This is a genomic window from Kitasatospora cheerisanensis KCTC 2395, assembly GCF_000696185.1.
GTDB classification, from domain to species: Bacteria; Actinomycetota; Actinomycetes; order Streptomycetales; family Streptomycetaceae; genus Kitasatospora; species Kitasatospora cheerisanensis.
In genome coordinates this window covers 7,169,846-7,182,941 of sequence record NZ_KK853997.1, presented here as the reverse complement: position 1 = coordinate 7,182,941, position 13,096 = coordinate 7,169,846, and the positions used below count along the sequence as shown (strand labels likewise).

Genomic DNA, 13,096 nt, shown 5'->3' with positions numbered 1-13,096 from the left:
CGGGAAGCGCGGCCTCGGCGAGCGCGGCGAGTTCGGCGTCGACCTCGGGCAGCAGGTCGGCGGCGTGCCGCAGGGCGTGGTCGCCGGCGTCGTAGGGCTTGCGGCGCCAGGCCTCGGCGCGCGGCCAGCTGTGGTGGAAGATCAGGCTGGCGCCGTGGTCGATGAGCCGCAGGCCGCCGGTGGCGACCAGCAGGTTGGGGTTGCGCCAGGAGCGGTCGACGTTGCCGATCAGGGCGTCGAACCAGAGCACCCGGGCGGCGGTGTCGGCGTCCACCTCGAAGCACAGCGGGTCGAAGTTCAGCGCCCCGGACACGTACGCCATGCCGAGGTTGGCGCCCCCGCTGGCCCGCATCTGGTCCTGGATCTGCACCTCGGGCTCGCTGCGGGCGAGCACCGGGTCGAGGTCGACCAGGGCGAGTTCGGGCACCGGCAGGCCGAGCCGGCGGCCGAGTTCGCCGGCCAGCACCTCGGCGACCAGCGCCTTGCGGCCCTGGGCCGCGCCGACCCATTTCAGGACGTACAGCCGGCGGTCGTCGGCCTCGACCAGGCCTGGCATCGAACCGCCTTCGCGCAGCGGCGTCACGTAGCGGACGGCCGTCACCTCGGAGAGCATCCCGACAGCCTATCGGTCTCTTCCGGATGCACTCTCCGTTACCCCGTGCGAGTGTGGCGAGCAGTCGTCCTTGCTACTTCACGGACTCGCCACACGGACTCGCAACGTAGGGGATGAACGATGGAACGACCTCGGATCCTGATCGTCGGCGGCGGCTTCGCCGGGTTGGAGTGCGCGCGCCGCCTGGAGCGCAAGCTCGCCCCTTCCGAGGCGGAGATCTCCCTGGTCACGCCGTTCAGTTACCAGCTGTACCTGCCGCTGCTGCCGCACGTCGCGGCCGGGGTGCTCACCCCGCAGTCGGTGGCGATCTCGCTGCGGCGCACGCTGCGGCGCACCCACATCGTGCCGGGCGGGGCGATCGGCATCGACCCGCGCTCGAAGGTCGCGGTGGTCCGCAAGATCACCGACGAGGTGGTGGCGGAGAAGTACGACTACCTGGTGCTGGCGCCGGGCAGCGTCACCCGGACCTTCGACATCCCGGGCCTGCCGGACTACGCGCGCGGCATGAAGACGCTCGCCGAGGCGACGTACATCCGCGACCACGTGATCGCGCAGCTGGACCTGGCGTCCGCGTCGATGGACGAGAACGAGCGGGCCTCCCGGCTGCAGTTCGTGGTGGTCGGCGGCGGGTACGCGGGTACCGAGACGGCGGCCTGCCTGCAGCGGCTGACCACCGCGGCGGTCAAGCGCTACCCGCGGCTGGACCCGGACCTGATCAAGTGGCACCTGATCGACATCGCCCCGAAGCTGATGCCGGAGCTGGGCGACAAGCTCGGGCAGACCGCGATGGAGATCCTCCGCAACCGCGGCGTGGACGTGTCGCTGGGCGTGTCGGTCGCGGAGGTCGGCGCGGAGACGGTGAAGTTCACCGACGGCCGGACGCTCCCGTGCCGGACGCTGATCTGGACGGCCGGCGTGGCCGCGTCCCCGCTGATCGGCACGCTGGACGCGGAGACGGTGCGCGGGCGGCTGGCGGTGACGGCGGAGATGCGGGTGCCGCAGTTCGAGGGGGTGTTCGCGCTCGGCGACGCCGCGGCGGTGCCGGACCTCGCCAAGGGCGACGGCGCGGTGTGCCCGCCGACCGCGCAGCACTCGGCCCGGCAGGGCAAGCGGCTGGCGGACAACCTGGTGGCGGCGCTGCGCAACCAGCCGTTGCAGCCGTACTTCCACAAGGACCTCGGTCTGGTCGTCGACCTCGGCGGCAAGGACGCGGTGTCCAAGCCGCTGGGTGTGGAACTGCACGGCATGCCCGCCCAGTTGGTGGCGCGCGGCTACCACGTGATGGCGATGCGGACCAACAGCGCGAAGTACCGGACCAGCGCGAACTGGCTGCTGAACGCCACCGCGGGCGACGACTTCGTCCGCACCGGCTTCCTGGCCCGCCAGCCGGCCCGGCTGCGGGACTTCGAGTACACCGACGCCTACCTCTCCCGCGACCAGGTCCGCGAGCACGCCCAGGCGCTGCTCGCCAAGGGCTGATCCCCCGCGGCGCCGACGAGCCCCGCCCGGTCATCCGGGCGGGGGCTCCGTCACGTCTCGTAGGGGTACAGCTCGGCGTGCTCGTGCGGGACGGTCAGCTCCAGCGGGCCGGGCGGGCGGCCGGGCAGGTCGAGCAGGAGCAGGGCGTCGCCCAGCCGCAGCGCCTCGCCGTCGAACTCGCCGACCAGGACGAGCAGGCCGCCCTCGATGCGGATCTCCGGGCCGGGCCGGTCGGCGGGGCGGACGGTGGCGTGGTCCTCGTCGACGGTCCACTCGACCTGGTGCTCGCCGGGCGGGCCGGCGGGGCCGCCGCGCCAGCGGGCGACGGCCGGGCCGTACGGGGTGCGGACCTCGGCGAGGACGGGCAGGCCGGGGCGCAGGCGCTCCAGGCGGATCCGCATCAGGTGATCCGGGAGCCGTGGGCGGGGCTGCTGAGGGCGTCGGCGATCGCGGCGGCGAGGGCGGGGCCTCGGTGGGGTGCAGGCCGGCGATGCCGATCCGGACGGCGGGCGGGAGGTGAGGCGGAAGCGGGCGCCGGGGGCGACCACCCAGCCGCGGTGCAGCAGGGCGGCGACGGCGGCGGTCTCGTCGGGCACGGGCACCCAGACGTTGACGCCGCTCTCGCCGTGCGCCCGGACGCCGTGCGCGGCGAGCGCGGTGAGCAGCGCGTCGCGGCGGGCCCGGTAGGCGGCGGCGACGGTGGCGGCGGGCGCGGCGTCGGTGCGGCGCAGTTCGAGGACGGCGCGTTGCAGCAGGTGGCTGACCCAGCCGGCGTCCAGGCGCTGGCGGCCGAGGACCCGGGCGACGGTGTCGGCGTCGCCGGTGAACACGGCGACCCGCAGGTCGGGGCCGAGGGCCTTGGCGGCGGAGCGGACCAGCGCCCAGTGGGTGACGGTGGTGCCGCCGCGGCCGTCGGAGGCGAGCGACTGGAAGGGCTGGTCGACCATGCCGTGGCCGTGGTCGTCCTCGATCAGCACGGTGTGCGGCCGGGCGGCGAGGACGGTGCGCAGGGCGGCGGCGCGGGCGGGGTGAGGGCGGCGCCGGTGGGGTTCTGGGCGCGGCTGGTGACGACCAGGGCGCGGGCGCCGGCGTCGAGGGCGGCGGCGACGGCGTTCGGCAGCGGGCCTTCGTCGTCGACGGAGACGGGGGCGGTGCGCAGGCCGAGGGCGGGGACCAGGTCGAGGACGGAGCCCCAGCCCGGGTCCTCGACGGCGACGGTGTCGCCGGTGCGCAGGGTGGCGGACAGCACCCGGCCGATGGTGTCCAACGCGCCGGAGCAGACGGCGAGTTCGCCGTCCGGGGAGCCGTCGGCGCGGAATTCGGCGCGGAAGCCGTCGAGGAGTTCGGGTTCGGCGACGGGGTGGCCGTACAGCACGGTGGGGCCGGCCGCGGCGGCGGCGAGGGCGGGGCCGAGCGGGGGCAGCAGGGCGGGGTCGGGGTTGCCGGCCGAGAGGTCGCGGGCACCGGGCGGGACGGGCAGCCGGACTTCGTCGCGGGGGGTGGTGGCGGGGCGGGGGCGGACCCGGCTGCCGCGGCGGCCGGCGGTCTCGATGACGCCGCGTTCGCGCAGCAGCCGGTAGGCGGCGGCGACGGTGTTGGGGTTGACGCCGAGTTCGCCGGCCAGGTCGCGCAGCGGCGGCAGGGCAGCACCGGGGGCCAACTGCCCTTCGGCGATGGCGCGTTCGACGTCGGCGGCAATCTCGCTGGCCCGCCGACCGGTGATCCGATACTCTCCTAGCACAAACGCAATTATGCACTAGTACAGAGGGGTTGTCATGTCGGACACGCCGGCCGGCTCGTACACCAGGAATGCTCGCACCACCCCCACCCGGGACAAGGACCGGGCCGACTGGGACCGGGACGCGGTGCACGCGATCCTGGACGCTGGCTGCCTGTGCCACCTCGGCTTCGTCCGGGACGGCGCGCCCGTGGTGCTGCCCACGCTGTACGCGCGGGTCGGCGGGGCGCTGTACCTCCACGGCTCGACCGGCAGCCGCCCGCTGCACGCGGCCCGCGAGGAGCAGGGCCTGCCGGTGTGCGTGACGGTGACCCACCTGGACGGCCTGGTGCTGGCGAAGTCGGCGTTCCACCACTCCGTCAACTACCGCTCGGTGGTGGCGCACGGCACCGCGTACCAGGTCACCGACCCGGAGGAGCTGCGCACGGCGCTGGACGCGATCGTCGAGCAGGCGGTGCCGGGCCGGGTCGCGGACTGCCGGCCGCCCAGCGCGAAGGAGCTGGCGGCGACGGCGGTGATCCGGCTGGAGCTGGACCAGGTGTCGGCGAAGAGCCGCACCGGCGGCGTCAACGACGACCCGGACGACCTCGGACTGCCGTACTGGGCGGGCGTGGTGCCGGTCGCCCCGGCGTACGGCGAGCCGGTGGCCGCGCCGCACTCGGACGCCGAGCTGCCCGGCTACCTGGCGGGGCCGGCATGCTGATCCGCGGCTGGGACCGGGGCACCGAGCCGGAGTGGCGGCAGTGGCTGGCCGCCGGACGGGACTTCGGCACGCTCGCCGCCAACGGCCCGGAGGGGCCGGTCATGGTGCCGACCCACTTCCTGCTGGACGCCGACGCGGGCGAGGTGCTGCTGCACCTGGCCGCCCCCAACCCGCTGTTCGCGGCCGTGCGGGCCGACCCGCACGTGACGCTGGCGGTCACCGACGACTACGCCTTCGCGCCCGGCCGCTGGCGGGACGCGCCGTACACGCCGACCAGCTACTACGCCTCGGTGCAGTTCTCCTGCACCGCCGAGGTGGTGGACGACCCGCAGGGCAAGGCGGAGATCCTCAACCGGCAGCTGGCGCACTTCCAGCCGGAGTGGCCCGAGGACCGGGTGGTGGTCGGGGCGGCGCCGTACGGGCCGCAGCTGACCGGCCTGCGCGGGCTGCGGCTGACGGTCCGCCGGGTGCGGGCGAAGTTCAAGTACGACGACAAGAAGCCGGTGGAGCTGCAGGGCGAGATCGCCGAGCGGCTGGCCGAGCGGCACGCGGCGACCGGCAACCCGCAGGACGCGGCGGCCCGGGCGCAGCTGCTGCGGCGGCGCTCCCGGCGGCCGGTGCCGACGGCGGGCCGGTCGGACGGCGCTTCGGGCTGAGCGCGCTTCGGGCTGACGGGGCGTCGGGCTGACGGCTCGTCGGTTCTGGGCGTGTCGAACCCGCTCGGCGGGGTAGCCGCTGGTCGAATTACCTCCGGATATGTCCGTCCGTGACCGGACGGATCGTCACGTAGGGAGAGACCACTGGCTACCCACTCCGCCGTCCGGGACGAGCACCTCGGCCATGTGGTGTTCATCTCCGCGGCCGCCGCGATGGGCGGTTTCCTGTTCGGCTACGACAGCGCGGTCATCAACGGCGCGGTCACCGGCATCCAGAAGCACTTCGGCGTCGGCAACGGCGAGACCGCGTTCGTGGTGGCGATCGCGCTGCTCGGCTCGGCGGCCGGTGCGGTGATCGCCGGCTGGCTCGCCGACCACCTGGGCCGGGTGCGGACGATGCTGCTGGCGGCCGCGCTGTTCGCGATCAGCGGCATCGGCTCGATGTTCCCGCCGAGCATCGAGGTGCTCGGGGTGTGGCGCGTGCTGGGCGGCATCGCGATCGGCATCGCCTCGGTGATCGCCCCGACGTACATCGCGGAGGTCGCGCCGACCGCGTACCGGGGCCGGCTGGCCTCGTTCCAGCAGATGGCGATCGTGCTCGGCATCACCGTCTCGCAGTTGGCCAACTGGGCGCTGAACCAGGCGGCGGGCGGCGAGTCGACCAACCACCTGGCGGGCATCCAGGCCTGGCAGTGGATGCTCGGCGTGGAGGCGGTGCCGGCGCTGGTGTACGGGCTGATGGCGCTGGCCATCCCGGAGTCGCCGCGCTACCTGATCGCCGACCGGCGGGAGGAGCAGGCCCGCAAGGTGCTGGTCGAGGTGGAGGGTCCGGGCGTCGACCTGGACGCCCGGGTCGCGGAGATCCGGCGGGTGCTGAACACCCGTCACAAGCCGCGCCTGTCCGACCTGCTGGGCGGCCGGTTCGGGCTGCTGCCGATCGTCTGGGTCGGCATCGGCGCCTCGGTGTTCCAGCAGTTCGTCGGCATCAACGTGATCTTCTACTACTCGTCGTTCCTGTGGCAGTCGGTCGGCATCAACGAGTCGAACTCGCTGCTGATCTCGCTCTCCACCTCGATCGTCAACGTCATCGGCACGGTGGTGGCGATGGTGCTGGTGGACCGGATCGGCCGCAAGCCGCTGGCGCTGGCCGGCTCGATCGGCATGGCGGTCGCGCTGGCGCTGGCCGCCTGGGCGTTCTCCTACCGGCACGGCACCGGCGACACCGCGACGCTGGACAACGCGCACGCCACGGTCGCGCTGGTCGCCGCGCACGTCTTCGTGTTCTGCTTCGCCTTCTCCTGGGGCGTGGTGGTGTGGGTGCTGCTCGGCGAGATGTTCCCGAACGCGATCCGGGCGCTGGCCCTGTCGGTCGCCGCGTCCGCGCAGTGGATCGCCAACTGGGCGATCACCGTCACCTTCCCGAACCTGGCGGACTGGAACCTGTCCGCGACGTACGTGATCTACGCCTGCTTCGCGCTGCTGTCGATCCCGTTCGTGGCGTTCTGCATCAAGGAGACCAAGGGCAAGGCGCTGGAGGAGATGGGCTGAGGGCCTTCGCGCGTTCCCGACCCACCGCTGCCCCCGCCGCGAGCTGCCCGCGCGCGGCCACCCCGACGGAGAGGCCATGGGCACTGCCCGCCAGAACCTCAGCTTCGCCGGCCCCGGCCGGACCCTGCACGGCTACCTGGCGGCGCCGCCCGCCCGGGTCGGTCCCGGCGTCCTGGTGATCCAGGAGTGGTGGGGGCTGACCCGGCACATCGCCGATCTCACCGACCGGCTCGCCGAGGAGGGGTTCGTCGCGCTCGCCCCGGACCTGTACGGCGGGACGGTCACCCACGACCGGGCGGAGGCGGCCCGGATGAAGCGCGAACTGCCCGTGGAGCTGGCCGCGCAGGAGCTGGCCGCGGCCGTCTCCCGGCTGCTGCACCACCCGTCGGTGGTCGGCGACGCGATCGGCGTGGTCGGCCTGTGCATGGGCGGCGGCCTGGCGCTGCGGCTCGCCGCCCGGGAGGGCGACCGGGTCGCGGCGGTCGTCCCGTTCTACGGCCTGCCGGGCGACCCGGACTACGACTACCGGGGCCTGACCGCGCACGTCCTGGGCCACTTCGGCGAGCAGGACGCCTCGCTGCCGGTGGCGGTGGTCGACGAGGCGGCGATCCGGATCGGGGAGGCCACCGGCCGCCGCCCGGAGATCCACTTCTACCCGGCCGGGCACGCCTTCATGAACGACGAGAAGACCCCGAGCAGCTACGACCCGCTGCAGGCCGGCATCGCCTGGCGCCGCACCCTCAGCTTCCTCTGGGGCCACCTGGGCTGACGCCCCGTCGGCGCGGGAGTCCGCTGGCCGGGGCGGCCCGGCAAGTGGTACCCCTGGGGGATGCTGATCGGGGAGAAGGCGGTCCTGCGGGCCCGGTACGAGAGCGATGTCGCCGTCCTGCACGAGGAGTTGTACGAGGACGTCGCCACGCGCTCGCGGACGGACGGGCGGCCCTGGCGGCCGGTGCCCGTCGAGGCCTCGCCGTTCCGGGTGACGGGGGCCGAGGAGAACGCGGTGTTCTCGGTGGTCGACCGGGCCAGCGGCGAACTCGCGGGCGCCGCCCTGCTGTGGGGCGTCGATCCGCACCACCGCTCGGGCCGGCTCGGCATGTCGCTGCGGCCCGGCGTGCGCGGCCGCGGCCTCGGCACGGACGTGGTGCGGGTGCTGTGCCGGTACGGGTTCGACGTGCTGGGCCTGCACCGCCTGCAGGTCGACACGCTGGCGGACAACGCGGCGATGATCGGCGCGGCCCGCCGGGCCGGCTTCCGGGTGGAGGGGACGCTGCGCGGCGCCGCGTGGGTCTCGGGCCGGTTCGTGGACGAGGTGGTGCTGGGACTGCTGGCCGACGGCCGGAATCCTTAAAACCTCTTTACAGAACGGCTACTGACGGTCCATCGTCAGGCGGTGCGTATAACGTTTCCGGCGTGGGCCGGCCGCAACTATCGGATCCAGACCGCCTCCACCGTGGTCAGCGCGCTGGGCAACGCCGGAGCGCCGATCGCCACCGCGTTCGCCGTGCTCGAGGCCGGCTGGCACACCACCGAGGTCGGCTACGTCACGGCCGCCCGGACGGTGCCGCTGGTGGTGCTGATGCTGATCGGCGGAGCGGTCGCCGACCGGTGGCCGCGGCACGTGGTGATGGTCAGCGCCAACGTCTTCAACGCGGTGTCGCAGGCGGTCCTGGCCGCGCTGGTGCTGATCGGGCACCCGCCGCTGTGGGCGCTGCTGGTGCTGTCCGCGGCGGGCGGCGCCGGGCAGGCGTTCTACACCCCGGCCGCCGAGGGCGTGATCCTCCAGGCGGTGCCGCCGGAGCACTCCTCGAAGGCGATCTCGGTCTTCAAGATGGGCCTGAACGGCTCGCAGATCGGCGGCGCCGCGCTCGGCGGCCTGCTGACCGCGGTGGCCGGCCCCGGCTGGGTGCTGGCCCTCGACGCGGGCTGCTTCGCGGTGGCCGCGCTGATGCGCACCGGCCTCGTCCAGGTCGGCGAGCGGAAGTCCTCCGGGGAGAGCCTGGTCCACGAACTGCGGGTCGGCTGGCGGGAGTTCATCTCCCGCCGCTGGCTGTGGGCGATCGTCGTGCAGTTCTCCCTGATGAACGCCTGCGTGCTCGCCGTCGAGGCGGTGTACGGCCCGGTGGTCGCCAAGCAGCGGATGGGCGGCGCCGGCGCCTGGGGCACCGCGATGGCCGCGCTCAGCATCGGCATGGTGCTCAGCGCGGTGCTGATGGCCCGCTGGCAGCCGCGCCGGGTGCTGCTGGTCGGCAACGGCGGCGTGTTCCTGTTCGGCCTGCCCGCGCTCACGCTGGCGCTGCGGCTGCCGCTGCCCGCCGTGGTGGTGGCGATGTTCCTGTCCGGCGTCGGCGTCACCGTGTTCGTGGTCGGCTGGCTGGTGACGCTCCGTCAGGAAATCCCGGAGGAGTTGTTGTCCCGGATCTCCGCCTACGACGGCTTCGGCTCCTTCGCGCTGATGCCGGCGGGCACCGCGCTGGCCGGACCGGTGGCCAACGCGCTGGGCCTGTCCGGCGCACTGTGGGCCTGCGCGCTGACCTGTCTCGGCCTCGCCGCGGCGGTGCTCCTGGTGCCGGAGGTACGGCAGTTGGAACGCAAGGTGCCCGAGGCTCGTTCCAAGACTCCGGAACCGGAACCGGCCACTTCCGGGTGACAGCCGCTGTCAGCTTGCAACCCCCGGGGGCCGGAACTCGTCCGACTGGACAACAGGCCGCGACCCGGGGGAGCAAACCGAATGGGCAAGCCACTGCTGTACCTTGACGTCGACGGGGTGCTGAACCCGGTGTTCCCGCACCCCGACGACGACTTCGACTCCCACACCCTGCTCGGCTACTCGGTGCTGCTCTCGCCGCGCCACGGCGACTGGCTGCGCGAACTCGCCGAGCGGTACGAACTCGTCTGGGCGACCACCTGGGAGTCCGAGGCCAACCGGCACATCGCCCCGCTGCTGGGCCTGCCGGAACTGCCGGTGGTCGAGTTCAGCGGCTACGTGCCGCAGCCGGGCGACCCGCGGGTGCCGCTGATGGAGCTGTTCTCGGCCCGCAAGTGGGCGCCGATCCTGCGGCACGCCGAGGGCCGCCCGTTCGCCTGGGTCGACGACTGCATCCCGCCGCGCCTGGTGCGCCGCACCGTGCTCCGCGCGGACCGGCTGCTGCTGCCGATCGACCCCGCGCAGGGCCTGCAACGCGAGCACGTGGACCGGCTGCTGCGCCGCCCCCCGTCGCGGGCCTGGCCGAACCCGTGGGCCTGCTGACCCTGCGTCAGGCCTGCGCGGCCGCCCGGTCGGCCACCTCGACCCAGACCTTCTCCCAGCGGGCGGTGCGGTCGTGGCCGAAGCTGTCGCCCTGGCCCAGCACCCGCAGCACCGCCAGCGTCTGGGTGCGGTCGGCGCGCTCGGCGACCCGGACGCTGACCCGGGTCGCACCGGTGCGGGTGCGGTCGACCACCGGCGGGTGACCGGTGAGTTTGTGCAGGGCGTCCGCGATCCGGCGGGCCCGCGCCCGGTCGCCGTGCCAGCTCTGCTGCCCGCCCATGCCGCTCCCCTGCCCGTTCACGGTCTCCACCGGCCGTCACCCTACCGGCAGCTGACCGCCCGTCAGGCCGCGTTCAGGACGGCAGCCAGCTCACGTGCCCGGCCAGCAGCGCGTAGCCGACGAAGGCCACCGTGTCGATCAGGGCGTGCGCGGCGACCAGCGGGCCGACCCGGCGCCAGCGGCGGTACAGCAGGCAGAACACCACGCCCATCACCATGTTGCCGACCAGGCCGCCGATGCCCTGGTACAGGTGGTACGAGCCGCGCAGCACGGCGCTGGCGGTGATGATCGCGGGCCAGGTCCAGCCGAGCTGGTGCAGCCGGCGCACCAGGTAGCCGACCACCACGACCTCCTCCAGGATCGCGTTCTGCCAGGCGGAGGCGATCAGCACGGGGATCCGCCACCACACCTCGGGCAGCCCGGAGGGGGCGACCGTCAGGTTGAAGCCGGCCGCCTGCGCGGCCAGGTAGAGGGCGAGCCCGGAGCCGCCGATGGCGGCGGCGAGCAGCGTGCCGCGGCCAAGGTCGGCGAGCTTGTGCCGCAGGTCGAAGCCGAGGGTGCGCAGCGACGCGCCCTCGCGGACCAGCAGGTAGCCGACCAGCACCACGGGCATCAGGCCGCGGGCGACGTAGTACAGCTGCCAGGCCAGGTCGAGCCAGGGGCGGCCGGGCGCCCGGGAGGCGTTGAGGGTGGCGACCTGGTGCCCGAGGGCGACGGGCTCGGTGAGCGAGCCGACGAAGCTGATCAGCGCGGAGACGCCGCTGGCGCCGAGCGAGAGCCCGAGGACGATCAGCAGTTCGGCGGCGAGCAGCCGGCGCGAGGGGGTCTTGGTGGTGGCGGGCTCGGCCGAGGCGGTGGTCACTGGTCTCCCCGAGGGCGGATGCGGCCCGGAGGGGCTCGATGCCGTCTCCGGGCCGATCATCCTTTCACAGGAGGATGAGCCGTTCCTGGACTCGCGGGCCCGGGAATGTCAGTCCACCGGCCAGGTGTGCACGGGTTCGCCGGTGCGCATGTACTCGATGTAACGGCGCGTCATCTCGGCGATCGCGGCGTTCGGGGCGAGGCCGTGCCGTTCGCGCAGCCGGTGCACGACGGCGGCCTGCCAGGAGGCGCCGTTGGTGCGGCGCAGGCAGCGCTGCTCGATGATGCCGAGGTAGCGGTCCCGGTCCCGGGCGGCGATGCCCCAGCGGTCGAGGCCCTGGTGGGCGAGCGGCAGCAGTTCGTTCAGCACCAGGTCGGTGGCGGGCAGTTCGGCCAGGCCGCGGGCGCCGCGCCCGGAGCGCGGCCACCACTGCACGGCGTCGATGCCGTAGCGGGCGCCGTTGCGGAAGTTCTCGTCGGCCTTCTCGAACGGCAGCCTGGTCCAGATCGGGCGGGGCTGTTCGGCCAGCACCCGGACCAGGCCGTAGTAGAAGGCCGAGTTGGCGAGGATGTCGGCGACGGTCGGGCCGGCGGGCAGGCAGCGGTTCTCCACCCGCAGGTGGGCGACGCCGTCGGCGACGTCGTAGACCGGGCGGTTCCAGCGGTAGATGGTGCCGTTGTGCAGCCGCATCTCGCCGAGCCGGGGCGCGCCGCCGGAGGCCAGCACCTTGACCGGGTCCTCGTCGTCGCAGATCGGCAGCAGCGCCGGGAAGTACCGCAGGTTCTCCTCGAACAGGTCGTAGGCGGAGTCGACCCAGCGTTCGCCGAACCAGGTGATGGGGCGCACGCCCTGGGCCTTGAGCTCGGCCGTGCGGGTGTCGCAGGCCTGCTGGAACAGCACCGGCCGGGTCTCGCGCCACAGCTCGCGGCCGAACAGGAACGGCGAGTTGGCGCCGAGGGCGAGCTGCACGCCGCAGAACGACTGGGCGGCGTTCCACACCGAGGCGAACCGGGCGGGGGTGACCTGCAGGTGCAGTTGCAGGGAGGTGGCGGCGGCCTCGGCGACCATCGAGACGGAGTCGATGGTGAGCCGCTCCACGCCCTCGATGTCGAGCGCGATGTCCTCCCCGCGGGCGGCCAGGATCTGGTCGCTGAGCAGGGTGTAGCGGTCGTTGCTGGACATCGCCTCCAGCCCGGCGTGCTCCAGGTCCAGGGTGGGCAGGATGCCGACCATCACGATCCGCCCGCCGACCTGCTCGGCCCGCCGCTCGGCGTAGCGCAGGGCGGTGTCGAGCTCCTCGCGCAGGTCCTCGAAGACGTGCCCGCCGAGGCGCCGGGCGGCGATGTTCAGCTCGATGTTGAAGCGGGCCAGCTCGGTCTGGAAGTCGGTGGAGGAGATCGAGTCCAGCACCTGCTCGTTGCCGAGCATGGGCACGCCCTGCTCGTCGACCAGGTTGAGTTCGATCTCCAGGCCCATCATGGCCTTCGGGCGGTCGAACCGTTCCTCCCTGAGCATCCGCCCCAGGACGTCCAGACAGGACTGGAGCTTGCGGCGGTACAGCTGCCGGTCGGCCAGCTCCGCCCGGGTCGCGACGACTTTCTCGCCCACGGGTGCCTTCCCTCCTCTCGGTCGACAGTGCCTGTGCATTCTGCCCAGCGCGAAGATTTCTAGCCCACGATGTGAACACCCGAACGAGACAGGCTTTCTGACGGTCTGTCAGTTCGAACCCACTTGCGCCACGACACGGAACGTGATATGAAGGTCACCCTGCGCACTTGTTCGAATAGCATTCGCACGCCGCTCAGGCCAGGTCAGGGCCGTCCGAGTAACCCCCACCGTCGAGGGACTCGTCGACGACCCGCCCACCCCCTCGGCGATCTTGCCCAACCGGACACGGCCAGACCCTCATGTCGATGCCATGCCGGTATGCCGCAGTACGCCGATCTCGCACGGAGAGGCGACTCACC

The 13,096-nt window shown here is 73.3% G+C and carries 13 protein-coding genes and 1 pseudogene; 8 read left to right on the top strand and 6 right to left on the bottom strand.

Annotation, left to right across the window (positions count from 1 at the left end; all coding sequences use genetic code 11):
- The coding region (locus KCH_RS42915; RefSeq protein ID WP_035868993.1) for a HipA family kinase at window positions 1–613 on the bottom strand (613 nt) is incomplete at its 3' end.
- 120 nt (window positions 614–733) lie between these two features.
- Here KCH_RS42915 and KCH_RS32285 point away from each other — a divergent pair.
- Entirely contained in the window at window positions 734–2,092 is a 1,359-nt protein-coding gene (locus KCH_RS32285; RefSeq protein ID WP_035868988.1) for an NAD(P)/FAD-dependent oxidoreductase, read from the top strand.
- 50 nt (window positions 2,093–2,142) lie between these two features.
- Here the strand turns inward: KCH_RS32285 and KCH_RS47480 are convergent, their stop codons facing one another.
- Window positions 2,143–2,493, bottom strand: a complete 351-nt coding sequence (locus KCH_RS47480; RefSeq protein ID WP_084224043.1) for a hypothetical protein — start codon at window positions 2,491–2,493, stop codon at window positions 2,143–2,145.
- Window positions 2,493–3,833, bottom strand: a pseudogene (locus tag KCH_RS40325) (aminotransferase class I/II-fold pyridoxal phosphate-dependent enzyme). Before KCH_RS40325 ends, KCH_RS47480 begins: the two are co-directional and overlap by 1 nt.
- A gap of 34 nt (window positions 3,834–3,867) precedes the next feature.
- Here KCH_RS40325 and KCH_RS32275 point away from each other — a divergent pair.
- From KCH_RS32275 to KCH_RS32245, 7 genes are all read left to right on the top strand, one after another.
- Entirely contained in the window at window positions 3,868–4,533 is a 666-nt protein-coding gene (locus KCH_RS32275; RefSeq protein WP_035868985.1) for a pyridoxamine 5'-phosphate oxidase family protein, read from the top strand.
- Window positions 4,527–5,189 carry an FMN-binding negative transcriptional regulator gene (locus tag KCH_RS32270; RefSeq protein WP_051653690.1) on the top strand — a complete coding sequence of 221 codons (663 nt, stop codon included), beginning with the start codon at window positions 4,527–4,529 and terminating at the stop codon, window positions 5,187–5,189. Before KCH_RS32275 ends, KCH_RS32270 begins: the two co-directional genes overlap by 7 nt.
- Window positions 5,190–5,375: 186 nt before the next feature.
- The gene (locus KCH_RS32265) at window positions 5,376–6,737 is read left to right on the top strand and encodes a sugar porter family MFS transporter (protein WP_425268856.1); all 1,362 of its coding nucleotides are present in this window, start codon (window positions 5,376–5,378) and stop codon (window positions 6,735–6,737) included.
- A gap of 76 nt (window positions 6,738–6,813) precedes the next feature.
- On the top strand, window positions 6,814–7,506 hold the full coding sequence (locus KCH_RS32260) for a dienelactone hydrolase family protein (RefSeq protein ID WP_035868979.1): 693 nt from the start codon (window positions 6,814–6,816) through the stop codon (window positions 7,504–7,506).
- A 60-nt stretch (window positions 7,507–7,566) separates the two neighbouring features.
- Window positions 7,567–8,088: a GNAT family N-acetyltransferase gene (locus KCH_RS32255; protein ID WP_035868978.1), complete on the top strand. Its 522-nt coding sequence runs from the start codon at window positions 7,567–7,569 to the stop codon at window positions 8,086–8,088.
- A 42-nt stretch (window positions 8,089–8,130) separates the two neighbouring features.
- Window positions 8,131–9,387: an MFS transporter gene (locus KCH_RS32250; RefSeq protein ID WP_035868975.1), complete on the top strand. Its 1,257-nt coding sequence runs from the start codon at window positions 8,131–8,133 to the stop codon at window positions 9,385–9,387.
- 81 nt (window positions 9,388–9,468) lie between these two features.
- Window positions 9,469–9,987 carry an HAD domain-containing protein gene (locus KCH_RS32245; protein ID WP_035868972.1) on the top strand — a complete coding sequence of 173 codons (519 nt, stop codon included), beginning with the start codon at window positions 9,469–9,471 and terminating at the stop codon, window positions 9,985–9,987.
- Between the two features lie 7 nt (window positions 9,988–9,994).
- On the opposite strand, the gene KCH_RS32240 is transcribed toward KCH_RS32245, so the two are convergent.
- The 3 genes from KCH_RS32240 to KCH_RS32230 form a co-directional block, all read right to left on the bottom strand.
- A complete protein-coding gene (locus KCH_RS32240; protein ID WP_244305526.1) occupies window positions 9,995–10,297 on the bottom strand; it encodes a hypothetical protein in 303 nt (100 codons plus the stop codon).
- A gap of 43 nt (window positions 10,298–10,340) precedes the next feature.
- A complete protein-coding gene (locus tag KCH_RS32235) occupies window positions 10,341–11,129 on the bottom strand; it encodes a CPBP family intramembrane glutamic endopeptidase (protein WP_035868967.1) in 789 nt (262 codons plus the stop codon).
- A gap of 108 nt (window positions 11,130–11,237) precedes the next feature.
- On the bottom strand, window positions 11,238–12,737 hold the full coding sequence (locus tag KCH_RS32230) for a glutamate-cysteine ligase family protein (RefSeq protein ID WP_035868964.1): 1,500 nt from the start codon (window positions 12,735–12,737) through the stop codon (window positions 11,238–11,240).
- Window positions 12,738–13,096 lie beyond the last annotated feature (359 nt).

Excerpts from the sequence above, each read along its gene's own strand:
- KCH_RS32260 (WP_035868979.1), top strand. The coding sequence starts at position 6,814 with ATGGGCACTGCCCGCCAGAACCTCAGCTTCGCCGGCCCCGGCCGGACC.
- KCH_RS32275 (WP_035868985.1), top strand. The coding sequence starts at position 3,868 with ATGTCGGACACGCCGGCCGGCTCGTACACCAGGAATGCTCGCACCACC.
- KCH_RS32255 (WP_035868978.1), top strand. The coding sequence starts at position 7,567 with ATGCTGATCGGGGAGAAGGCGGTCCTGCGGGCCCGGTACGAGAGCGAT.
- KCH_RS32285 (WP_035868988.1), top strand. The coding sequence starts at position 734 with ATGGAACGACCTCGGATCCTGATCGTCGGCGGCGGCTTCGCCGGGTTG.
- KCH_RS32245 (WP_035868972.1), top strand. The coding sequence starts at position 9,469 with ATGGGCAAGCCACTGCTGTACCTTGACGTCGACGGGGTGCTGAACCCG.
- KCH_RS47480 (WP_084224043.1), bottom strand. The coding sequence starts at position 2,493 with ATGCGGATCCGCCTGGAGCGCCTGCGCCCCGGCCTGCCCGTCCTCGCC.
- KCH_RS32270 (WP_051653690.1), top strand. The coding sequence starts at position 4,527 with ATGCTGATCCGCGGCTGGGACCGGGGCACCGAGCCGGAGTGGCGGCAG.